The sequence below is a fragment of the Streptomyces sp. CC0208 genome (assembly GCF_003443735.1).
Classification (GTDB): Bacteria; Actinomycetota; Actinomycetes; order Streptomycetales; family Streptomycetaceae; genus Streptomyces; species Streptomyces sviceus.
Map to the genome: position 1 here is coordinate 9,060,642 of NZ_CP031969.1, position 21,553 is coordinate 9,082,194.

Genomic DNA, 21,553 nt, shown 5'->3' on the forward strand with positions numbered 1-21,553 from the left:
CGCCACCCACCTTTCAAACGAACTCCGTTCGCACCCATAGAGGGCTCTTATATTCCTCGACTGCGGGCATTATGAAAGCTGGTCAGGGTCGAAATTAGGTGCTCTTATCGACACCATGCGAACAATTTATGGCTTGGAAAACTGACTCGAATCAACGAATCCCAGCGGGGTAATCGGCGCTCGACGCCACGACCGCCGACAAGGGCCGGCCTGTCGTCGCCCAGCTATTCCGCCGAATTCAGAGGGACCCCGCATGACACTGATGCTCGACCAACCGGTCGGCAGTACCCGCTTCCGTGCCTTCGGCCCGCGGCAGATCGACGACATCGCCCGGCGTTACGGGCTTTCCCCGAAGATCCGGGACGGCATCGCCCTGCTGGCACACGTACTGCCGTTCCGCGTCAACGAGTACGTGCTCGACCAGCTGATCGACTGGACGGACCCGGCGCAGGACCCGATCTTTCGCCTGGTCTTCCCCCAGCGTGGCATGCTCCCGGAAGACGACGAGCGCTCCCTGGAGTCGCTCGTGCGCTCGGGGGCGGCCAAGCGCGAGATGGCCGCCGAGGTCGCCCGGATCCGCGCCGGACTCAACCCCCACCCCTCCGGGCAGCGCGAGTACAACGTGCCGGTGCACGAGGGCGAACGGCTGGCCGGCCTGCAGCACAAGTACCGCGAGACGGTGCTGTACTTCCCCACCCAGGGGCAGTCCTGCCACTCCTTCTGCACCTATTGCTTCCGGTGGGCGCAGTTCGTGGGAGACCCCTCCCTGCGCTTCGCCGCCCCCGGCCCGGACCGGCTCGTCAGCTACCTGCACGACCACCCCGAGGTCAGCGACGTCCTGGTGACCGGGGGCGACCCGATGGTGATGAGCACCGAACGCCTCACCGGGCACCTGGAGCCGCTGCTCGGCGTGGAGAGCGTCAACACTGTCCGCATCGGCACCAAGTCCCTGGCCTACTGGCCGCAGCGCTTCGTGAGCGACGCGGACGCCGACTCGCTGCTGCGGCTCTTCGAGCGGATCGCGGCCACGGGCAAACAGGTCGCCGTCATGGCCCACTTCACCCACCCCCGCGAGTTGCGCACCGCCCGGGTGACCGAGGCCGTGCGGCGGATCCGGGCCACGGGAGCCGTGGTCTACTGCCAGGCCCCGATGGTCGCGCACATCAACGACGACGCCGAGACGTGGGCCTCCATGTGGAAGTCCGAACTGGCGCTCGGCGCGGTCCCGTACTACATGTTCGTCGAACGCGACACCGGCCCCTACGACTACTTCAAGGTGCCGCTGGCCCGCGCGATGGAGATCTTCCACACCGCCTACCGCACCCTGCCGGGACTCGCCCGCACCGTGCGCGGCCCGGTGATGTCCACCACGCCCGGCAAGGTCGTGGTGGACGGCGTCGAGACCCTCGGCGGAGACCGGTACTTCCAGCTGCGGCTGGCACAGGCCCGCAACCCCGCCCTGGTCGGCCGCCCGTTCCGGGCGCACTACGACCCCAGTGCCAGCTGGCTCAGCGACCTCGAGATCGCGGCGGACACGCCGCAGGACATCCGGGAGGCGCTGCGGTCGTGAACGCCTCGATGTCCCCCAATCTCGCCCTCAACGAAGAGGTCGCGCGGCTGCGGGCCCAGGGCCGGTCCGTCGTCCACCTCGGTTTCGGCGAGTCCCGGCTGCCCGCCTTCGCCCCCCTGGTGGAGCAACTGCGCGCCGGCGCCCACCGCAACGCCTACGGGCCCGTGGCCGGAGCGCCCGACGCCCTCGCATCGCTCACCGGCTACTTCGAGCGCCGCGGCCTGCCCACCGGCCCGCAGGACGTCCTGCTCGGCCCTGGCAGCAAGTCCCTGCTCATGGCACTGAACCTGGTCCTGCCGGGAGACGTGCTCCTGCCGCGTCCCAGCTGGAACTCCTACGAACCACAGGCGCGTATGGCCGGGAAGAGGGTGTACGGCGTCCCGATCCCCGCCGAATGCGGCGGCATCCCCGACCCGGACGCCCTGCCGGAGACCATCGAGCGTGCCCGCCGGACGGGAGGCGACCCTCGTATCGTCGTGCTCACGCTCCCAGACAACCCGACCGGCACGCTCGCCACCGCCGGGCTGATCGAGCGGGTGTGCCGGATCGCCGAGGCGGAGGACCTGGTCGTCGTCTCGGACGAGATCTACCGCGATGTCATGCACCGGCCCGACGCCCCCTTCCTCAGCCCCGCCGAAGTGGCCCCCGGCCGCACCGTGGTGACCACCGGGCTGTCCAAGTCCCTGGCGCTCGGCGGCTGGCGCATCGGCGGTCTGCGGGTGCCCCCCGGCGCCCGGGGGCGCGACCTGCGCGACCGGTTGGTCGCCGTGGCCAGCGACATGTGGTCCACGCTGTCGGGTCCGATGCAGCAGGTCGCCGCGTACGCCTTCGGCGACCCGCCCGAGATCCGGCAGCGGCTGGCGGCGAGCGCACGACTGCACGGAGCCGTGGCCCGTGCCGTGCACGCCGCGGCGATCGCCGCGGGAGCCACGTGCCGGCCGCCCACCGGTGCGTTCTACGTCTACCCCGACTTCGAGCCGCGGCGCGAGGCGCTGGCGCAGCGGGGGGTGGCCGGATCGGCGGCGCTGGCCCGTCATCTGCTGGACGAGCACGGCCTGGCCGTCCTCGCGGGACATCACCTCGGCGACGATCCCGGCGCGCTGCGCTTCAAAGCCGCCACCAGCATGCTCTACGGCGACACCGACGAGGAGCAGGAGGCCGCCCTCGCGGCTCCCGACCCGCTCGACCTCCCGCACGTCGCCGACGCCCTCGTCCGCGTCGCAGAAGGCTTCGCCAAACTCGCCGCCTGACCCCACCTGGGAGACATCATGGAGACACCCGACGTCCGCGCGGTCGTCACCGGCATCACCGCCGAGGTCCTCGGCGTCGACCACGGCGACCTGTACAGCACCTGCGCGCTGACGGACCTGCCCACGTTCAGCTCCTTCCGCATCGTGGAGATCGTCGAGCGGGTCGAGGAGGAACTCGACACCGAGGTCGAGGCGAGCGAACTCACCCCGGACAACCTCAGTCGCCTGGACACACTCATCGCCCTCTTCGAGCGGACCCTGCGCACGAGCGGGGTGCCCGGATGACCGTCACCGACCTCCCCCGCACGGCGTGGCGCCCCGCCGACCTCGAACGTGCCGTGTCCGAGGTCGAGGCGGAGGCCGCCCGCCACGCCGAGGCCTGCGACCGCGAGGCGCGCTTCCCCGCCGAGGCGCTGAAGGCCATGCGCCGCACCGGTCTCCTCGGGCTCATGGTGCCCGCCGAGGACGGCGGCCCCGGCGGCGGCATGGCCGAACTGCTGGCCGTCAGCAGCCGTCTTTCCCGCACCTGCATGTCGGTCGGCATGATCTTCACCATGCACTGCCAACAGGTGGCCGCCGTCGTCCGGGACGGCGGCCCCCTCCGGGAACGGCTACTGCCCCGTATCGTCCGCGGCGAGCTCTATCTGGCCTCGGTGACCACCGAGGCCGCCACCGGCGGACACCTGTTGTCCTCCGGGTCCACGCTGGCGGCCGGCGACGACTCCACCGTCCGCGTGGACCGCTTCGCCCCCGTGGTGACCGGAGGCAGCCACGCCGACGGATTCCTCATCACCGCCCTGGCCCCGGACGCCACGTCCCCCTCCCGGCTGTCGCTGGTCTACGCCGAGCGCGACCAGCTCACCGTCACGGTACGGGGTGACTGGAACCCGATGGGCATGCGCGCCACCCACAGCGCGCCCCTGCACCTGGCCGGCGAGATCCCCCGCGACCAGGTCGTCGGTGAGCACGGGGCGTTCCGGGACATCGCGGTACGCACCTTCGCCCCACTGGCCCACCTCGGCTGGGCGGCGTGCTGGCAGGGCGCCGCCGACGGCGCGCTCCAGCGCGTCGTGACCCTGCTGCGGGCCGAGCGGCGCCGCTACGACCTGGAGTCGCCCCTGCTGCTCACCCGCCTCTCGAGGGTCCGCCAACGCCTGGACACCGTCCACGCGTTGATCACGCACGCCGCGTCGGTCCTCGCTTCGGCCGAGGACACCACGAGCGCGCCGGTGCAACTCCTGATCAACGCGGTGAAACTGACCGCATCGGAGCTGTGCCCGGCGGCGGCCGACGAGTTGACGGACCTGATGGGCATGCGCCACGGCTACCTGCGGGACTCGCCGACCGGCCTCGAGCGGACGCTGCGCGACCTGCGGTCCGCCCCCCTGAACTACAGCAACGACCGCCTGCACGCGGCGGACGGCGTGCTGGCCCTCATGGACCGGGAGGTCCGCCATGTCTGACTCGCTCTTCGACCTGTTCTCCGCAAGCGCACGGCGGCACGCTGACCGACCCGCCCTGTGCGCGGCCGGCGTGACCCTCACCTACCGGGAGCTGGCCCGGACCGCCGAACGCCTCGCGGCCCACCTCGGCCCGGTCCCACCGGGAGCGCGTATCGGGCTGCTGGCCGCCCGCTCACCGCTGGCGTACGCCGGATACCTGGCCGTCCTGCGCACCGGGGCGACCGTGGTCCCGCTCAACCCGATCTTCCCCGCGCAGCGCAACGCCGCCATCGCCGCCCGGGCCGGCCTGCGGACCGTCCTCACCGACATCGCGTTGCAGGATCTGATGCGCGACAGCGCGGTCCCGCTCGCCCTGGCGAAGGCGGACGGCACGCCGTCGGGGCACCTCTCCTCGGCGGCGTCGGCCGGCGGGACCACGGCCGGGACGGGAGGCCCGGCCGCGTCATCGCCCGTCGACGAGGCCCCCGCCTACATCCTCTTCACGTCGGGCTCGACGGGCGTCCCCAAGGGCCTGCCCCTCACGCACGGCAACGTGCTCCCCTACATCGCCTACCAGGTGGAACGCTACGAAGTCGCTCCGGGTGACCGGCTGAGCCAAACCTTCGACCTGACCTTCGACCCGTCCGTGTTCGACATGTTCGTCACGTGGGCCGGCGGCGCCACCCTGGTCGTGCCGCAGCGGGAGGACCTCGCCGACCCGGCCGCCTTCGCCCGGGCGAACCGGCTCACGCACTGGTTCTCCGTGCCGTCGGTGGTCTCGCTGGCCGCACGCATGCGCCGGTTGCCGGCCGGGTGCCTCCCCGACCTGCGGTGGGGTCTGTTCGCGGGGGAACAGCTGACCCTCAAGCAGGCGGCCGCCTGGCACCGGGCGGCACCACAGGCGGTCATCGAGAACCTGTACGGCCCCACCGAACTCACCGTCACCTGCACCGCCTACCGGCTGCCTGCCGACCCCGCCGACTGGCCGAGCACCCGCAACGCCTCCGTCCCGATCGGCCACCGCCTGCCGCACCTGGAGCACGTCGTCCTGGACGAGACGGGCAGTCCTGCGGCCATGGGCGAGCTGTGCGTACGCGGCGTGCAGCGCTTCGCGGGCTACCTGGACCCGGAGAACAACGCGGGCCGCTTCCTCGACTGGGAGCCCGGCGCCGGCGCCCGCGTCCACGACACGCACGACGTCCCGCCGGCACGGCTGTGGTACCGCACCGGCGACCGGGTCGTGGAGGAGGACGGGGTGCTGACCCACCTCGGCCGGCTGGACGCCCAGGTCCAAGTCCACGGCTACCGTGTGGAGCTGGGGGAGGTCGAGGCGGCCCTCGGCAGCCACCCCGGTGTCGAGGACGCCGCCGTCCTCTTCGACGGCACCGACCTCAGGGCTCTCTACGTGGGCGCCTCGGTGCCCGTGGCGGAACTGGCCGGATGGGTGGCGGGCCGGCTGCCGGCCTACATGGTCCCCGGCCGGTTCCTGCGGGTGGACCGCTTCCCGCTCAACGACAACGGCAAGCTCGACCGCAAGAGGCTGGAGACGCTGGCATGCTGAGGAACGACCACGACGCACTCTGGCACAACTCCCTCACGCCGCAGATCGTCCGGGACGGCGGCTTCGACGCCGGCGCCATCGTGCACGGCAAGGGCTGCCGCGTGCAGGATGCCACCGGCACCTGGTATCTGGACGCCCGGGCGGCGATGTGGAACACGACCCTCGGCTACAGCTGCGAACGGATCGTGGACGCCGTCACCGAGCAGCTCCGCCGACTGCCGGTGGCCCAGATCATCCGCTACGAGGAGCCCTCCGAGGTCTCCCTGCACTATGCCCGCCGACTGGTCGCCGAACTGCCCGACCCTCTCAACCATGTGCGCTTCGGCAGCACCGGCTCTCAGATGACCAGCGCCGCCGTGCTCATGTCGCGCTTCGTGCGCAAGGTCCGCGGCGAGACGCAGCGCCTCAAGGTCCTCGCCTTCACCAACGGCTATCACGGCACCGGGGGCCTGGCGGGCGCGCTCACCGGCGAACGGCAGATGCACGCGCTGCAGGCCCCGCTCACCCCGGAGGTGCACCATGTCCGGCCCTGGGATCTCGACGCCCTCGAACGGGCCGTGCAGCGCCGCGGGCCGGAGAACATCACCGCCGTGATCGTCGAGCCGATCATGGGCACCGATGTCGTGCCCGCACCCGAAGGGGCCCTCGCCGCGATCCGGGAACTGTGCGACCGGCACGGCATCCATCTCATCGCTGACGAGGTCACCACGGGATTCGGCCGAACGGGCGCGATGTCGGTGATGGCCTCGCAGGGCGTCCTGCCCGACATGCTGGTGCTGGGCAAGGGCATCACCTCTGGCTACTTCCCGCTGGCCGCCCTGGTCTGCTCGGACGCCGTCTTCGACGAGGCCGTCTCCCGTCCGGAGTATGTCTTCCCGCACGGCTGCACCGCCGACGGCCATCCTGCCGCCATGGCCGCCGGACTGGCCGTCCTGGACGAACTGGCCGACGGCACGCTCCTGGAGCGGGTGCGGACGACCGGGGCGGAGATCCGCCGGCGGGTGCGCGCGGCGGCCGAGGAGATCCCGCTGATCCACGACGTGCGCGGCGAAGGCCTGATGATCGGCGTCGAGCTGCGCCGGGAATCGGGCCGTCTGGGTGAGAGCGAGATGGCGCAGGTGCGCAACGCCTGCAAGGCCGCCGGTCTGCTGCTGACCAGTACCAACAACACGCTCGTGCTGATGCCCCCCCTCGTGCTGGGAGACGAGGAGGCCGACGAGCTGGTGGAGCGGCTGACAGCCGCGCTGCGTACCGTCGTCGGGCACGGCTCGTGACCCGGCGTCCCGCCGTCGCGGTCGTCGACGGCTTCGGGTCCGCCGCCCGGCTGGTGAAGGCGTTCGACGTCGCCGGGCACGACTGCGTGCGGGTGCAGAGCACCGTCGGCATACCACCCAACTACCGCAGCGAGCTGGACCTCGGCCTGTACGCCGACAACCTCGTCCACGCCGGCGACGTCGAGGCGACCGCCGCGCGGCTGGCCGACTACCGGACGACCGCCGTGATCGCCGGAACCGAGCAGGGCGTCGAACTCGCCGACGCCCTGTGTGAGGCCACCGGCCTGCCGGGCAACGGCACCGCGCTCAGCCACGCCCGGCGCACCAAGGACGTGCAGACGCGGACCGTGGCGGCGGCCGGTCTGCCCACGGCACGTCAGCTGACGGTCGAGGATGCCGCGCAACTACAGGCGTGGCACGCGCGGCTGGGCAGGCGGGTCGTGGTCAAACCGGTCCGCAGCGCCCGTAACGACGGGGTGAGCGTCTGTGACAGCCCGGCCGAGTCCGTCGCCGCCTACGAGCGGGTCCGGCACGCCGTCAACGACTTCGGCGTGCGCAACGAGGGGGTGGTGGCGCAGGAGTACCTGACCGGCACGGAGTTCGTGGTCAACACCGTCAGCCGGGACGGGCGCCACCGCGTCACCGACACCTGGCGCTACCAGAAGATCGACGTCAACGGCGTCCGCGACCGCATCAACGCCATTCTCTCGCTGCCGCCTTCGGACCCGCGCTGGAGCCGGCTGCGGGAGTACGCCTTCTCGGTGCTCGACGCCCTCGGCATCGCCCACGGGCCCGCTCATCTCGAGATCATCATGACCTCAGACGGCCCACGCCTGGTGGAGCTCGGCGCCCGACTGTGCGGCGCGGACGTGGCCCGGTACGCCGTCCTCGTCACCGGTGAGTCGCAGGTCGACCGCACGGTGCAGGCGTACACGGACCCGGAGGCCTTTCTCGCCGACGTCGACACCCCCTACCGCAGGGACGGGCACGCCGCGATGGCGTTCCTCGCCTCCCCACTGGAAGGCCGCCTCAGGTCGTATCCACTGCTCGGCGAAGTGGAACGCCTCGACAGCTACCAGGGCGTGGCGCTGCGGGTCACCCCGGGACAGCAGCTGCACCGCACGGTCGACGACGGCACCGAGCCCCTCGCGGTCGGCCTGGCGCACGCCGATGCCGCGACCGTCGAGAAGGACCTCCAGACCGTCTGCTACCTCGACGGGTACGGCTTCTACGACGTGGAGGAAGGACACCATGGCTGACCCACCCACGATCGCCCTCGTCGACCCCTTCGGCGCTGTCGACAAGGTGGGCCAGGCGTTCCGCGAGGCGGGGCTCGACTGCCTCCGCGTCCAGTCCACACCGCGGGTCCCGCCCTCCTCCGGACCGGCGGGCCTCACCGGCTACCGGGACAACTTCGTCCACGACGGACCTTCGAGCACATGGTCGAGCGGCTGGCGAAGTTCGACCCGCAGGCCGTCGAGACGCTCAGGGCGGCCGGGGTGCCGACCACCAGGCAGGAGCGCGTCGACTCACCGCAGGACCTGGAAGCGTGGCCCCGCTCCCTGGGCGGCCGGATCGTCGTGAAGCCGGTGCGCAGCGCCCGCAACCGGGGTGTCGTTCTGCGATGCCCCCGAGCAGTCGGGCGCCGCGTACCACCGGATGTTCGTGGTGAACACCGTCAGCTGCCGAGGCCGGCACCGGGCCACGGACGTCTGGCGCTACCAGAAGATCATGGTCAGCGGCATGCGCGACCGGATCAACGGCATGACGACGAGAGCGAACCGGTCACGGTGGGTCGATTCACCCGGACCGCTCCGTCCTCCTGCAGGATTTCGCCACTGTCGGCTATCTGGACGGCTTCGGCTTGTACGACGTGGAACCGGGGCACTGAGAAGTCTCACCGCCGTTCCCGGAACCGGTCGTCCGAGGCGGCGGCGCCGGTGCCGACCGGTACCGGCGACAGGACCGAAACTTAGGGAGCATCGTGGCCGAAGGCTGGCGCAGGGACTTCAACTTCGTCTGGGCGGGGGAGACCGCCTCGCTGGTCGGAACCCAGGTGTACCAGCTGGCCATGCCACTGACCGCGGTTCTCACCCTCGACGCCAACCCCGCGCAGCTGGGGCTGCTGGGCGCGTTGACGTTCGCCCCGTACGTCGTCCTCGGTCTGCCCGTCGGCGTCCTGGTCGACCGGTGGCAGCGGCGCGGCGTGCTGATCCTCTCCAGCCTGGGGCAGGCGCTGTCGATCGGCGCCATCCCCCTGCTGGCGGCGCTGGACCTGCTGACGTTCGGCTGGCTGCTGGCGCTGGCCTGCGCGGGCGGGACCGCGCGCGTATTCTTCACCATCGCCTACCGCTCGTACCTGCCGGCGATCGTGCCGCCGGAACACCTGACCGGTGCCAACTCGCGTCTCACGGCGAGCGAGTCGGTGGCGGAGATCGGCGGCCCGGGACTGGGCGGGGCGCTGGTGCAGCTCTTGGGGGCGCCGTTCGCCCTGCTCGTCGACGCGGTCTCGTATCTCGCCTCTGCGGTGGGCGTCTCGGCGGTACGCAAGCGTGAGAAGGCCGTCCACGTCGATCCCGCGCCGTTACGGTCCCAGGTGACCGAGGGTTTTCGCTTCACCTTCTCCAGCGCCTACCTGCGGGCCGCCCTGGGCGAGGCGGCCAGTTACAACCTGTGCTGGCAGATCGTCCTGACGATCCTCACCCTGTTCGCGGTGAAGGAACTGGACATGAGCCCGGGGAAGTTGGGGCTCGTGCTGTCCGTCGGTGCCGTGGGCGCCCTGCTCGGCGCGGCGTTCACCGACCGTATCGCCCACCGGGTGGGTCTGGGCCGCACGCTGGTGATCGCCGCGGTGATCGGCGACCTGGCCCCGCTGCTGCTGCCGGTCGTGCACCGCGGCACGTGGGCGGCTCCCCTGTTGGCCGTCACCTTCTTCGTGCAGGGCTTCGGCATCACCGCCTGCAACGTGCACACCATGACGATCCGCCAGACGGTGACTCCGGAGCGGCTGCTGGGACGTACCAACGCCGCCTACCTCTTCGTCGCACTGGGCATGAAACCGGTCGGCTCGCTGCTCGGAGGCTGGCTGGGCACCCACCTGGGGCTGCGCGGCGCGCTGGTGGTGGGAACCGTGGGGCTGCTGAGCACCAGTTTCTTCCTGATCCTGTCCCCGCTGCGCAGGGTCCGCAGCCTGGACAGCCTCAGGCCCGAGCCCCCCGAGGAGGCCCGGACCGCCGCGCCGACGAGCACGCCCTGAGACCGCGGTCCGGCGCGCCTGTGCGATCGCCTTAGCCGCCGACGCGGACACCTGCCGTGCCGCGTTGGACGTGGCGGGACATGCCCTGCGGGTTGACGTGGCCTGAGACGGCCGACCCGAGGCGGCGACCCGGCCGTCCATCAGTCCGCGGGGCGGGGGCGACTTGACCTCTCCCGGCGCCGCCAGCGGGCCGCAGCACACCACATGCTCCGGCAAGCCCCGACAGGCGTTTCCGGTGGCCGCACGCAGCCTCGGCAGTCGGCCGCAGGCGACGTCGGCGGCGGCGAGCGCGAGGTCCGGGCGGGTCACGCCGTCGGTGAAATCCAGCGCGGCGTGCGTACGCACGATCACGTCCGCCAAGTGTCCCGTCGGACCACAGCGGGTCGTCCGGGTCGACGATGTGCCCGGTCTCCTCGAAAGCAGGACTCGAAGCCGACCTCCTTGCGGGCGAGGCAGAGCGAGGTCACCGTGCGGCGGTGGACCACGCTGTCGACGCTGACCTCCGGTCCTGCGGCGAACTCCTCGACCAGGATGTCTTGTTCGTGCGTCGGAAGGCCGGGCGCCCACTCGCCGCTCGCATCCGTGAACTCGACGGCCTCCATCAGGCCGGCGGGCGAGTCGGCCGCCCGAGGCTTGACGACGACCGGGTAGCCGATGTCCCCGGCCACCGGGAGGCCTCCTCGCGCCCGGAGACGAGCACCGAGCGCGGCTGGGGCACCCCGGCGGCATCGAGGGCCGCACGGATGCGGTACTTGTCCCGGCAGCGCTCGACGCACCGCCGTTCCCCTCCCGGCAGTCCGAGGGCGGCGGCCACCTGCGCGGCGTCGACCGTACGGGCGACCCGCACGAGGGCGTCGACGTCGGCCAGGTCGGCCACCACGGTGTGGCCGGTCAGGTACGCCAGTTCCCATGTGGGAGGTTCGGCCAGCACCAGGTGGACGCGGAAGTCGCGGCTGATCGGCTGCAGGAGGTACTCACGATATGCGCGGATGCCAGGCGTGATCACGAGCAGGTGTCTCCTCGTCGTGGGCGCCGGATACCCGTGCACCGCCGGGCGAGGCCCCGGCGGCGGCCCCTGCGGCTTCTGCCCGCAAGGGCCGCTCGCCGCCGCCCTTCACGGTGCTCCCGGGTTACGCGCCTCACTCGGCGACGAAGATGCAGAACGGGTGGCCCTCGGGGTCCCGGTAAACGCGGAAGCGTTCCTCGTCATCGGGATCCGGCTGGTCCCGGTTGCTGAGCAGGCTGCCGCCGAGGGTGAGCACGCGCTCGTGCTGGGCCCGCAGTTCCGCCAACGAGGCGACGCTCAGATCGAGGTGCATCTGCTGGGGCACCGGGCCGTCGGGCCAGTCCGGTTCGCGCAGGCGCTCCACCTGCTGGAAGGCGAGCCGCGGTCCGCCGCCAGGATGGCGCAGGACGAGCCAGTCCCTGCCGTGCTCGTCCTGCTGACCGGCCGGAGGCGGCTCGTCCCCATCCGCGTATTCGAGCCCCAGCAGGGACCGGTAGAACTCGGCGAGTTTGCGGGCGTCGGTGCTGTCGATCACGGTCTGCACCAGCCGGATACGGCTTGCGTCGTTGGACATGGGCTCCAAGTGCCCCGGCCCGGCCCCGCCCGAACGACCCATTCGGGGGAACGCCCGCCGGCGAACAACGCAAGTCGCTCGGCCGTGGGCTCGGAGTTGACTCGATGGCCCGGGCCTGAGCCCCGCAGTCCTCAGAGGGCGATACGCACGTTGATGTCCGGTTCGCGATTGCGGTTGAGCGAGGTTGGCGGGTCGGGTGTCCGGGGTCGGTGGCCGGGCTGGGTGCACCATCCCCGTTGTGGATGACCGTACGCATACGTGGATTGGTTCCTACGCCACCACCCGCCGCGCCGCCGACTACGCCCACCGCCTCGGCTACACCGTCAAGACCCTCACCCGCGCCTGCACGGCCGCGACCGGACAACCCGTCAAGCACGTCATCGACGGCCGGGTCACCCTGGAGGCCAGGCGGCTGCTCGCGCACACCGACGATCCGGTGGCGATCATCGCGCGCCGCCTCGGTTTCCCCGAGCCCACCAGCTTCGGCAAGTTCTTCACCCGCCACACCGGTGCGACGCCCGGCGCGTTCCGGCTCGCCCAGGGCCGGTAGCCAAGTCGGCAGACCCACCGCTCAGCCGGTGCGCCGTGTTCGGTGGGCGGATGGAAGCAGGAATGGGAAGGGGCGTCAGGGCCGTGGACGAGCATGCGGAGATCTCGACGTCGAGCCACGCCGCGAACAACGCGCTGATCCTGGCCTTCGGGCGCCGGAAGGGGGCCGCGAACCGGCTGGAGTACATCCTGGGGCGAGCTCTGGAGGTGGACTGCGTATCAGCCATCTGATGTTCGAGGTGCTGCTCATCCTGGGCATGGCGGGGGAGCCGGGACTGTCGATGCGGGTCGTCGCCCAGGAGCAGGTCCTCACGACAGGTGGCGCCACGCGGCTGGTCGACCGTGGTGCCCAGCGAAGACCGCTCTGCGGCTTACGCGCCGGTGGCCTTGCCCGAGCTGATCCCCCTGGTTATCCCTCGCGGGAGTGGCGACAGCTCGAGGTTGGTGCCCTACCTCACAGCAGCTGCCGGGCGATGCGCGGAACAACTTGAGGGAGCTGACCGTTCATCAGTATGTGGCTGCGGAGGGGACAGTGTCCCCGGGCCTCACCTATAGCCCATGGGGACGATCGTCCGGCTGAAGCCCCATGGAGCCTTTCGCCGAGAGGCGACCGCCCTCCGCACGGCTTCCGCATACGGCCCCGGCTGGTCTCCCCCGTCCAGCCGGGGCTTCGCGTTGTCCCAGGCCGCGCCCGTCACGATCACCACAATCGGCGCTTGCCGTGTCGATCCCGGTTATCCACGCTCAAGATGCCCTGCTGCCCTGCTGCCCTGCTGCCGTGTTGAGGAGGAACTCGTGGCGTCCGATCCCGACATTCTGACCCCGCCGCAGGCAGTCGCCGCGCGCCTCGCGCAGTGGGTAGAACACGTCGACGGGGTGGTGCCGGCGAAGTGGGACGGCGCGGCCATTCTGGTCGCGACGTGGAACCTGCGCGCCTTCGGGGATCTGACGAAGGCGTGGAAGACACCCGAGGGTGTCGAACCTGCGCGCCCTGCGCTACCTGCTGAAAGTCCTCGGCAAGGACTGGGCGTTCATCCTCACGACGTCACCCTGGGCAAGGACGGTAACAACGAGCGTCTGGGGTTCTTGTTCGACACCCGCCGGGTCAAGCCGTCGGGCCTGGCGTGCGAGCTGGTGGTGCCGATCGAGCAGGAGACCGGAGTGAGCGCCAGCGGCCTGGAGCGGCAGTTCGCCGGCACCCCCTACGCCGTCAGCTTCCTCTCCTCCGGGCAGACCTTCACCCTCATCATCCTGCACGTCGACTACGGCGACACCGTCGCCGATTGGGTGCCCGAGCTCAAAGCGATCGCGAAGTGGCTGGCCGGCTGGGCGGAACAGGAGTTCGGCTGGGACCACAACCTCGTCGCGCTCGGCGACTTCAACATCGACCGCGTCGGCGACCCACTCTTCGAGGCCTTCACCTCCACCGGCCTCACCCCCGCCCCACAGTTGGCAGACCTGCCGCGGACGATCTTCGACAAGCCCGGCGCCGCGCACTTCTACGACCAGATCGCCTGGTTCACCAAGGGCCCAGCAGCACCGCCCCGTCCTGAACCTGGGCCGTGACCGGAGGAAAGGTCGACTTCGTCGACACCTTCCAGGGCGAGGGCACTTGTGCCAGGACAGGTCGTTGCGACCAGCTTTACCGCCCCGCTACCCGGGGGCGAGGGGGTTCTCATGGCCATGACCGACGCCGATCTCCTCGCCGGGTACGCCTCCTCGATCCGGACGTGCGGTGGGCCCAGGCACCATGTGCCGGTCATATCCGGGAACGGATCGCCGGCCAGGAGCAACCGGCGCCGGCTGCGGGTGTTCGCCGCCGGTTCCGCCTGCGCCACTCCTACGGACGGCCCCCAAGCCGGCCCGGGATGCGCTGCGACTTCGAGTTCGCGAGCGACGACGGCCCAATCGAGGAGTAGACGGGCGAGCTCCCTGCTGCCTGCACGTCGCGGGAAGGAACCAGCCCGTGCACGGCTTATGGTCCTTACGTGGCACACACCTTCGAAGAACTCGTGGAGAAGCAACGCGCCGCCGACCAGGCGCACGCGACTGCCCAAGCCCTGCGCGCCAAAGGCGACCCTCCCGCCTACGAGAACGCATGGCAGGTATGGCGTGACCTGGCACAAGACGTGCAGGGCGCGGTCACCGTGCACGCGAAAGAGCGGGGTGCGGCGCGGGCCGGCGTGGAGCTTGAGGTGAAGAGGGCGGTCCGCCACACCGAGTAGCGAGCAGGCAGTCCGCGCCCCCCCTCGCACCTTGTAAGACGGTCGTGCAGAGCTTGGGAGTGTAGGGGACAGTGTCCCGGGACCTCACCTGTAGCCTGCGGGGACGATCGTCCGCTGAAGCCCCGCAGAGCCTTTCGCCGCGTAGGCGACCGCCCCTCACCCCCACAAGCACGATTGTGGCCCTGACCGGAATTCTGGTCAGGGCCACATGCGTACGCCTCCCAAAGCGGGTGCCCCGTTGGCAGGGACAGCCTGTGCAGGGGAACCTGCCGGGAAGGACCGCCTCACGCCTTCCGGCGGCATGAGTGAGGCGGCTGCCGAACCCGTCAGCCGCCTCACCCTGCGCTGTGTGGCCCGCTCAGCCGCGGACGATGTTCTGCGCCTGCGGCCCCTTCTGCCCCTGGCCGATGTCGAAGGTCACGTGCTCACCCTCAGTCAGCTCGCGGTACCCGTTGGCCGCGATCTCGGAGTAGTGCGCGAAGACGTCCGGGCCCCCTCCGTCCTGCTCGATGAACCCGAAGCCCTTCTCGGAGTTGAACCACTTCACGGTGCCGCTGGCCATACCATCGATCCTTCGTTCATACCTGGGAACAGCCCGTCCAACCGGGCATGTTCCGGCCCGCAACCGCGCGAGCCTGCCCCCGTTGTACCCCCGATCACCCCGCTTATCCGACCGACAGCACGCAACACGCCAAGCCCGCCAGCCTCACGCCGGCAGATCCCTCGCCATCGACGCACCTGCTGGGCGTAGTGGGCCCAATCCACCCCGCCCTCCGTCGTCCGGGACAAGGAACCGGGCCAACGCCGCTTCGTGGCATGACGACGCGGACCGCCGCTGGGACAAGGTGGCCCCGGAAAAGCGCACTCCTGTTCCGCGTGCCTGAGGTTGCTCCTCAAGACTGCCTATGTGTGGGAGACAGCGGGGGTGTTCTGTCTGGGAGAACTCGCAAATGCGCTCTCAACTCATAAGCAACAGAGGTTTCTTGATGGATCGTCGGGTAACTCGGCGGTCGTCGGCTGGGAGGGCCCCGGCCGGGAGGGAGTTTCGATCATGAACCGGACCCGGACAAGTCACCGGTCGGCCGCGATCCTGGCGAGCGCGGCGGCAATGGCCGTCCTGCCCTCGGTCACCGCAGCGGCGGCGCCCGCGCAGGCCCAGCCTTGCGTTCAGAAGGTGGCTGTCGTCAACAATGCCGGCTTCGTTCTTTCCTGGGCTGCCACCGCCCGCTCCGGGGAACAGTCCGCCCCGACCGACGAGTACCCGATTAACCAGACCAGGGTCATCGACCTGTCCACCACGTCGTGGCTGGAGGGCACCGACGTCCGTCCGTATGTCGAGGCGGTCGGTGGGACCAAGGAGTTCGGCAGCTCCTACGTCTCCTACTGCGACAACGGTCAGACGGCTACGTACACCGTCACCGGGACTACCTTCGACTACGCGGTGACTCGGCTGACCTGACCGGCTTCCGCAACGCCCCCTGACCACGACGGTATTCGGGCGGGAGCGTCAGGTCGACCAGCGCCCGTACCGGCCGGTCCGTGCACGGCAACGCGTCGCACACGACGTCTTCTGCGACGGAATTGCAGCCCCGGAAGCTGCGGGTGGCGTCTCGTCATGGCCCTAGCCTGCGCGTTTCACTCACGTTGCAGGTGCGGCCGGGTTGTCGGCTGCCGACGCCAGATCTCCACCGCCTCCAGCTCGGCGGTCAGGGCCTCCTCGCGCCGCCCTACCGCTGACAGCCAGGCCCCGAGGTGCCGGGGAGCGCGCGGTAACCCTTCGCTCTGGCTGGGCGGCACCATTTGGGTTCACAGCCTTGACACCGCCCCGGACGCGCCCGTGCACACCACCGGACAACCCCTGATCGCGACGTGGTTGTGGCTGACACGCCTGTGGCCGTCGCAGCCGTCGACCTTCTGTCGACCTGGATCGGATTGCCAGGTCAGCGTGTGTCAGAGCGGGGGCTTGTGCCCTGCGCGCCATCCAACTGACAAGCCCCAGTGGATTCCGGCGCTGGCCGTGACCGTGATGGGGACGTGTTGTCTCCTGCTGCCCAGCCCGATCTCGTTGTAGGTCGTTGCGGGCGTGGCCGTGCAGGGGATGGTGTAGGTGGCCAGTTTTCCGATGACTATGACCGTTTTTCCCTCACCAGCGCATTCGGTTGCCACGGCGATGGTCCCTGCCCTGATGCTGTCGACCACTGTCACCTCCTCCGACCCCGTCCTTTGGGCCAGGCGAACCAGCGCTTTGGTCGAGCCGGAGATGTCCGGTGGAGTTCTTGTGACATCGATGACCGGGGACAGGTGGGACTGAGTCGGGGAAGTGCTCGAGACGCTTTGCGATGAGGCCTGGCTGCCGTGCGCTGTGCAGCCCGCTACGAGCGGCATACTCACCGCCAGGACAATCATCGCTACCACGCGCATCTTTGTCAGCTTTGCCATGTGTACCAGCCGACGGTGTAGGGAGTGTAGGAGGAGATTGTCGAAGGAGCAGAGTGGGTGCAGTTGCTGTACAGGATGTAGCTGATGCCTGTGATGTGTCGGCGCCAGACACCGTACTTGGCACTGACGGTTTTGTGCGACGGGATGGTCGCGGTTACCGAGTTCCCCAGCTTCGCGGTGAGCGAGACGGAAAAGCTGATGCCGTACGTTGCTTCTTGGCGCGCGACGAGTTCGTTTGCCGAGACCTTCACTGATCCGCTCAGGCTGACACCGACGGTCCCCGAAGCCTCAGCACTGAACGTGGTGGTCTCGCTATGGGTGGTGCCGTTGTAATTGGACTGGGAAGGGCCGATGGCGTGGATGTACTTGCCGCCCAGTGAGGTGGGTTTGTAGACACCGCCCGCATTGTCGCAGTACACGCCCGCAGGGGCGTTGCCGGTCGGTGAGTCCGTGGGAAGGGCAGGCGCGGAGGAGGCGGCCGCGGGATCCGTCGGCTCGTCGGTCAGGTTTGTCTCCGGGGGATCGACCGGCGGCAGGGTCGTCAGGGCGCCGCTGTCGTCGTTGCCGTCGATGGAGAACCAGCCCTGCAGGTCGACGATGAGCTGGATGGTGCTGCCGCTGGCGTTGTAGATGCTCACTGCGCCCTGGTCACCAGGTTGGGCGATCACCAGGTCGGCGGTGGAGGTGTTCGCCTGGAAATTGTCCACCAAGGGGGTCGACGGCATCGGCTGTCCCGTCGGCCACACCCGCAGGTAGCCGGAGTTCTGCTGTCCGGTGGTGGTCAGGTTGAGCACAGCCGCGCCGAAGGAAGCAGGGATGCCGTCGTTGCCGGCCATCATGACGCTGATGCTGCTGTCGGCCGGGATGGCAGTGGAGGTGCGGGTGTCGAGCAGCCGGTCCTGGGCGGCAGTAAAGACCCCGTCGCCGGACGACGCTTGAGTGAAGTAGCCGTAGACGTCGAGGACCACATCGACGGGCTGAGTGGACGATCCGTTCTTCAGGGTGATCTGCCCGTTTGTGCCTACGGGGATCACCGCCCCCTGCGACGTGGTGACACTCTTGTAGTCAACAGTCGGCTGACCCGCCGATCCTCCGGTGGCGAAGGCTCGCCTGCGGGGCTGACGCGCCTGGGGCGAGGTCCGCGCTCCCCGAACCGCGGAAGCTCAGGTAGCTGGTGCTGGGGGAGGGCTCACCTCGGCGGGCGGAGGCCAGGCGCGCTGGGTGCCACTGGCAGGGGGTGGCGACGGCGGCGGAAGTCGTCTAGCAGTTCCGCCAGCGCGGTGGGCAGGTCAGGGCCGGCGGGCAGCCGGGCATCGATGGCGTCGCGCTCTGCGCGGGCCGCCAGGACATCGTCGGCGAAGTCGTCGACGAAGCGCATCGCCCACTTCAACAGCGGCCCCACCACCTGCTAGGGGAAGCGGTCGGTGAGATTCTCTTAGGTCAGCACTGGATGGCTCCCCGAGCGTTGGATGCGGCGGCCTATCCGGACACACCGGGCCCGGGGACTGTCAGGCAGCCGTCGACGTCCTCTTGGTCGAGGCCGGGGACAGCCTCCGTTGGGGCGGGGACATGTTGAACCGGATGTCCAAGGGCCGCGGCTCCACGTTCACGCCGACCGCGCCCGCAGAGGAACGGTCCTCGCGGTCACGGAGGTCAGCCCCACCCGCCACGACGAGTTCAACCTGTGTAGTCCTCGAGTTGGCCGTCCGGGACGGGGCTGCCGGTGAGGATGTCCCACTCGTCGCCGCGGTGTACTTGGACAGCGATGTAAATCGGGCCGTCGGGGCGGCTGCAGGTGCCGGGGAGCGGAGATTGGGCTGCGGAGGGTCCCGATGGCGGGTGTGGGGGCCAGCACCGGGCGGTTTTCCTGCGCCGTTCGTGCGTCTCATGGGACGAGCCGTCGGGCGTCCCACACGAGGATGGAGGCGCTGCCCAGGTGCCAGGTGGCCAGGTACCGGCCGTCGGGCGAGGTCCGCACGCGATGGTCCCAGCCGCGGTGGTCCGGGGTGAACTCGCCGAGCAGTTCGCCGGTGTCGGTCCGGTGGAAGCGGACGGTGTCCCCCGGGACGGCGAGCCAGCGCCCGCCATCGCCGACCGCGAACGGTTGCGAGCCCGGGATATGCAGGCGCTCCCGGCCGCCGGGCAGACCCAGGATCCGGACCCCGTCCAGGGTTACGGCGGCCAGCCAGCTGCCGTCGGGGGCGAAGGCCAGGCGGTAGACGGACCTCGGGGACGTGGGGAGTTCGGCCCGCAGTTTGCCCGAGGCGGGGTCCCACAGCTGGATCCGCCCGCTCTGTTCGCCGACGGCGACGGTCCGGCCGTCCGGGGAGCAGGCCATGGCGGTGACGAGGGTGCGGTAGTCCGATTCCTTCCCGAGCCGTTTGATCGCGTAGGTCGTGCTGTCGATGACCGCGGGGCGGGGCCGGGTGTCGGTGGCGACCCAGGCACCGCCTGGGTCGAGGGCGAGTTGGGTGGTCCAGCCGTCGACCGACCGCAGGCGCCGGCCGGTGGCGGCGTCCCACCAGCGGGCGGCGTCGTAGTCCCCGGTGATGACCCGGCTGCCGTCCGGCGTGATCGCGCACACCTCGTGGATCCCCTCGGTCGGGCCCAGGACGTGCCGCACGCTCCGGTCGGCGACGTCGTGGATCCGGCTGGCCTTGTGGCCCGAGGCCGTCACCAGCCAGCTGCCGTCCGCCGCCAGGGCGACGTCCTTGACATACGACGGGGACGGCAGCACGCCCACCAGGGCTGACGTCAGGTCGGTAGCGACGCGACCCGGGGCCTCCTCCCGCAGCTCCTGCCGGAAGAGCTCGGCCTCCGCCCGCAGGACGGCCTCGCCGACCAGGGCGTCGAGCAGCAGCCCGGCCCGGAGAACCGGGTCCGGGCAGGCGCGGCGCTCCAGGCGGTGGGCGACGCGGTCCACGGCCCGGCGGGCCGCGTCGATCTCGGGGGTGTCGAACATCGCCAGGTCCGCGCGGAGTGCGGCCACGCCGCAGACCCTGACCTTCGCGGCCTGCCAGCGGGGGTTTTGGACCAGTCGTACGGCGGCGGCGCGGTCGTGGGCGGCGATATGCCAGGGCAGGTGGTGCCAGAGGTAGGTCTCGGCGACCGGCAGCTGCCACCAGTGGCCGCCCTCCGGCGGCAGGGTGACGGCCCGGGCGAGAATCCGGCGGTGCCCGGCGCGGATCTCCTCCGGGGTGCGGTGGGAGGAGATGAGGGCGTGCAGCCGTCCGGGGAACGTGATCCGCCGCAGTCCGTCGCCGCCCCGGGGCAGGGCGACCAGCCCCCGGCGTTCCATCATCGGCAGGACGGTCAGGGCGGGGAGCTCCGGCGTGACGTCCTCCCAGCCGACGGCCAGGTCCGTCAGCAGGATTTCGACGTCCGGGGGGAGGGCGGTGAGCGCCAGGACCTCGTCCCGGAAGCTGTGGAGGTCGCCCAGCGCCTCCCCCTCCGGGCCGCCGCCCCACTCCGCCGCCCGGGCGGCCGCTGCGGCAGCTCGGGCCCGTGTCTGCCGATTCCCGCGCCGGAACAAGTCCATGTGCCGCCCCTTCCTCCCCGACTGGCGGACAGTCAATCAGAGCCTCTGCCCGGTACACACCGCCGGACGGTCATGACCTCTCGGCGTCCAGCCCGTCATGGTGTCTCACACCTCAGGAGCGCCCCTTCGCCGTGGGTAGCTGAAGGCACCCCCGCCGACCGGGCGCTGGAAGGCGGTGAGTTGGCGTGATAGTTCGAGTCCTACATGGAGCTGCCGGTGGGCCATGGTCTGGCTCATCAGTCTCCCAACCAACCAGCGTCGCCTCAGCGGACGCCCAGCCACGGCCCAGGAGGGGGGACCTGCTTGGTTCTGGTGGGCACCTTCATCAACGGGGTGTACCGCTCCGTCAACGACGGTGCGACTTCGGCAACAACCTGGGCGCCTACGACAACAACGCGCCGCGGTCGTCGCCGACCGGCCCACCCTGGCCGGGCTCGCCGGCGCGGTCTTCCTGACTCCGTCGCACACGACCCTCCGGTAGACGCCCGCCGCCGGTCCGGCCGCCCGGGAGTGGATCGAGCAGGCGCACGGCAAGGCGTTCACCAGCGGAGCAGAGGCCGTCCTGCGCGCCGTCGGCGAGCTGAGCGTGGAAGCTGCCGCGGACCTGTTGCGTGAGGCGCTCGATGCCTGGGCCAGCTCCGAAGCAGCACTGGCTGGTATCGGGCTCGGCGGCCTCCTGGAGGCACCGCCGCGCCAGCGGCCTGCCGACCCGATGGACGCCTTCCGTGAGGCCGGAATCGAGGTCGTCACGCTCGACGACCTCGACCTGCCCGACGACGTCGACCCCTACCACCTGGACCCAGGACCGAAACGACGAGCGACCGGTCAGACGGTCACATGATTCGCCGGACGGAACCTAGCGGCAGCGG

At 70.4% G+C, this 21,553-nt stretch carries 20 protein-coding genes and 2 pseudogenes; 15 read left to right on the forward strand and 7 right to left on the reverse strand.

Annotated features, from left to right (window positions below; genetic code table 11):
* The first annotated feature begins 253 nt into the window (after window positions 1–253).
* From D1369_RS41545 to D1369_RS41580, 9 genes are all read left to right on the forward strand, one after another.
* Window positions 254–1,570, forward strand: coding sequence for a hypothetical protein (locus D1369_RS41545; RefSeq protein ID WP_007379258.1), 1,317 nt, complete (start codon window positions 254–256; stop codon window positions 1,568–1,570).
* 8 nt (window positions 1,571–1,578) lie between these two features.
* Window positions 1,579–2,820, forward strand: a complete 1,242-nt coding sequence (locus D1369_RS41550; protein WP_118083188.1) for a pyridoxal phosphate-dependent aminotransferase — start codon at window positions 1,579–1,581, stop codon at window positions 2,818–2,820.
* An 18-nt stretch (window positions 2,821–2,838) separates the two neighbouring features.
* A complete protein-coding gene (locus D1369_RS41555) occupies window positions 2,839–3,105 on the forward strand; it encodes a hypothetical protein (RefSeq protein WP_007379257.1) in 267 nt (88 codons plus the stop codon).
* Window positions 3,102–4,283, forward strand: a complete 1,182-nt coding sequence (locus D1369_RS41560) for an acyl-CoA dehydrogenase family protein (RefSeq protein WP_118083083.1) — start codon at window positions 3,102–3,104, stop codon at window positions 4,281–4,283. Before D1369_RS41555 ends, D1369_RS41560 begins: the two co-directional genes overlap by 4 nt.
* The gene (locus D1369_RS41565) at window positions 4,276–5,823 is read left to right on the forward strand and encodes an amino acid adenylation domain-containing protein (RefSeq protein ID WP_007379256.1); all 1,548 of its coding nucleotides are present in this window, start codon (window positions 4,276–4,278) and stop codon (window positions 5,821–5,823) included. The genes D1369_RS41560 and D1369_RS41565 overlap by 8 nt, the downstream gene beginning before the upstream one ends.
* Entirely contained in the window at window positions 5,817–7,097 is a 1,281-nt protein-coding gene (locus D1369_RS41570; protein ID WP_007379255.1) for an aminotransferase class III-fold pyridoxal phosphate-dependent enzyme, read from the forward strand. Before D1369_RS41565 ends, D1369_RS41570 begins: the two co-directional genes overlap by 7 nt.
* The gene (locus D1369_RS41575; RefSeq protein WP_037898541.1) at window positions 7,094–8,356 is read left to right on the forward strand and encodes an ATP-grasp domain-containing protein; all 1,263 of its coding nucleotides are present in this window, start codon (window positions 7,094–7,096) and stop codon (window positions 8,354–8,356) included. Before D1369_RS41570 ends, D1369_RS41575 begins: the two co-directional genes overlap by 4 nt.
* Window positions 8,349–8,681 carry a hypothetical protein gene (locus tag D1369_RS43290; RefSeq protein WP_162951053.1) on the forward strand — a complete coding sequence of 111 codons (333 nt, stop codon included), beginning with the start codon at window positions 8,349–8,351 and terminating at the stop codon, window positions 8,679–8,681. Before D1369_RS41575 ends, D1369_RS43290 begins: the two co-directional genes overlap by 8 nt.
* Window positions 8,682–9,081: 400 nt before the next feature.
* A complete protein-coding gene (locus tag D1369_RS41580) occupies window positions 9,082–10,353 on the forward strand; it encodes an MFS transporter (RefSeq protein ID WP_118083084.1) in 1,272 nt (423 codons plus the stop codon).
* Window positions 10,354–10,700: 347 nt separating this feature from the next.
* Here D1369_RS41580 and D1369_RS41585 read toward each other — a convergent pair whose 3' ends face one another.
* The 3 genes from D1369_RS41585 to D1369_RS41595 form a co-directional block, all read right to left on the reverse strand.
* On the reverse strand, window positions 10,701–11,021 hold the full coding sequence (locus D1369_RS41585) for a hypothetical protein (protein ID WP_007379251.1): 321 nt from the start codon (window positions 11,019–11,021) through the stop codon (window positions 10,701–10,703).
* A complete protein-coding gene (locus D1369_RS41590) occupies window positions 10,955–11,359 on the reverse strand; it encodes a hypothetical protein (protein ID WP_050789642.1) in 405 nt (134 codons plus the stop codon). The genes D1369_RS41585 and D1369_RS41590 overlap by 67 nt, the downstream gene beginning before the upstream one ends.
* A gap of 133 nt (window positions 11,360–11,492) precedes the next feature.
* On the reverse strand, window positions 11,493–11,933 hold the full coding sequence (locus D1369_RS41595) for a VOC family protein (protein ID WP_037898540.1): 441 nt from the start codon (window positions 11,931–11,933) through the stop codon (window positions 11,493–11,495).
* Window positions 11,934–12,201: 268 nt separating this feature from the next.
* Here D1369_RS41595 and D1369_RS41600 point away from each other — a divergent pair.
* The 4 genes and pseudogenes from D1369_RS41600 to D1369_RS41615 form a co-directional block, all read left to right on the forward strand.
* Window positions 12,202–12,483, forward strand: a pseudogene (locus tag D1369_RS41600) (helix-turn-helix domain-containing protein); the annotation flags it as partial.
* Window positions 12,484–12,566: 83 nt separating this feature from the next.
* A pseudogene (locus D1369_RS41605) lies at window positions 12,567–12,826 on the forward strand (MarR family transcriptional regulator); the annotation flags it as partial.
* Window positions 12,827–13,277: 451 nt separating this feature from the next.
* Window positions 13,278–14,048: an endonuclease gene (locus D1369_RS41610; protein ID WP_050789641.1), complete on the forward strand. Its 771-nt coding sequence runs from the start codon at window positions 13,278–13,280 to the stop codon at window positions 14,046–14,048.
* Between the two features lie 422 nt (window positions 14,049–14,470).
* Entirely contained in the window at window positions 14,471–14,707 is a 237-nt protein-coding gene (locus D1369_RS41615) for a hypothetical protein (RefSeq protein WP_007379246.1), read from the forward strand.
* A gap of 358 nt (window positions 14,708–15,065) precedes the next feature.
* On the opposite strand, the gene D1369_RS41620 is transcribed toward D1369_RS41615, so the two are convergent.
* Window positions 15,066–15,269: a cold-shock protein gene (locus D1369_RS41620; protein ID WP_007379245.1), complete on the reverse strand. Its 204-nt coding sequence runs from the start codon at window positions 15,267–15,269 to the stop codon at window positions 15,066–15,068.
* A 489-nt stretch (window positions 15,270–15,758) separates the two neighbouring features.
* Here D1369_RS41620 and D1369_RS41625 point away from each other — a divergent pair, with 489 nt between their 5' ends.
* Window positions 15,759–16,166, forward strand: a complete 408-nt coding sequence (locus D1369_RS41625; protein ID WP_205574511.1) for a hypothetical protein — start codon at window positions 15,759–15,761, stop codon at window positions 16,164–16,166.
* Between the two features lie 491 nt (window positions 16,167–16,657).
* On the opposite strand, the gene D1369_RS43295 is transcribed toward D1369_RS41625, so the two are convergent.
* From D1369_RS43295 to D1369_RS41640, 3 genes are all read right to left on the reverse strand, one after another.
* The gene (locus D1369_RS43295; RefSeq protein ID WP_007379244.1) at window positions 16,658–17,146 is read right to left on the reverse strand and encodes a hypothetical protein; all 489 of its coding nucleotides are present in this window, start codon (window positions 17,144–17,146) and stop codon (window positions 16,658–16,660) included.
* On the reverse strand, window positions 17,134–18,180 hold the full coding sequence (locus D1369_RS41630; protein WP_007379243.1) for a hypothetical protein: 1,047 nt from the start codon (window positions 18,178–18,180) through the stop codon (window positions 17,134–17,136). Before D1369_RS41630 ends, D1369_RS43295 begins: the two co-directional genes overlap by 13 nt.
* An 851-nt stretch (window positions 18,181–19,031) precedes the next feature.
* The gene (locus D1369_RS41640; protein WP_037898537.1) at window positions 19,032–20,684 is read right to left on the reverse strand and encodes a hypothetical protein; all 1,653 of its coding nucleotides are present in this window, start codon (window positions 20,682–20,684) and stop codon (window positions 19,032–19,034) included.
* Window positions 20,685–21,270: 586 nt separating this feature from the next.
* On the opposite strand from D1369_RS41640, the gene D1369_RS43300 reads away from it, so the two are divergent.
* Window positions 21,271–21,525, forward strand: coding sequence for a hypothetical protein (locus D1369_RS43300; RefSeq protein WP_007379240.1), 255 nt, complete (start codon window positions 21,271–21,273; stop codon window positions 21,523–21,525).
* Window positions 21,526–21,553: the final 28 nt, after the last annotated feature.

What these genes read in the sequence shown, in the direction of transcription:
- D1369_RS41640 (WP_037898537.1), bottom strand. Translation starts at nt 20,684, where the DNA reads ATGGACTTGTTCCGGCGCGGGAATCGGCAGACACGGGCCCGAGCTGCC.
- D1369_RS41570 (WP_007379255.1), top strand. Translation starts at nt 5,817, where the DNA reads ATGCTGAGGAACGACCACGACGCACTCTGGCACAACTCCCTCACGCCG.
- D1369_RS41565 (WP_007379256.1), top strand. Translation starts at nt 4,276, where the DNA reads ATGTCTGACTCGCTCTTCGACCTGTTCTCCGCAAGCGCACGGCGGCAC.
- D1369_RS41545 (WP_007379258.1), top strand. Translation starts at nt 254, where the DNA reads ATGACACTGATGCTCGACCAACCGGTCGGCAGTACCCGCTTCCGTGCC.
- D1369_RS41625 (WP_205574511.1), top strand. Translation starts at nt 15,759, where the DNA reads ATGAACCGGACCCGGACAAGTCACCGGTCGGCCGCGATCCTGGCGAGC.
- D1369_RS43295 (WP_007379244.1), bottom strand. Translation starts at nt 17,146, where the DNA reads ATGGCAAAGCTGACAAAGATGCGCGTGGTAGCGATGATTGTCCTGGCG.
- D1369_RS41550 (WP_118083188.1), top strand. Translation starts at nt 1,579, where the DNA reads ATGTCCCCCAATCTCGCCCTCAACGAAGAGGTCGCGCGGCTGCGGGCC.
- D1369_RS41595 (WP_037898540.1), bottom strand. Translation starts at nt 11,933, where the DNA reads ATGTCCAACGACGCAAGCCGTATCCGGCTGGTGCAGACCGTGATCGAC.
- D1369_RS41560 (WP_118083083.1), top strand. Translation starts at nt 3,102, where the DNA reads ATGACCGTCACCGACCTCCCCCGCACGGCGTGGCGCCCCGCCGACCTC.
- D1369_RS41555 (WP_007379257.1), top strand. Translation starts at nt 2,839, where the DNA reads ATGGAGACACCCGACGTCCGCGCGGTCGTCACCGGCATCACCGCCGAG.
- D1369_RS41620 (WP_007379245.1), bottom strand. Translation starts at nt 15,269, where the DNA reads ATGGCCAGCGGCACCGTGAAGTGGTTCAACTCCGAGAAGGGCTTCGGG.
- D1369_RS43290 (WP_162951053.1), top strand. Translation starts at nt 8,349, where the DNA reads ATGGCTGACCCACCCACGATCGCCCTCGTCGACCCCTTCGGCGCTGTC.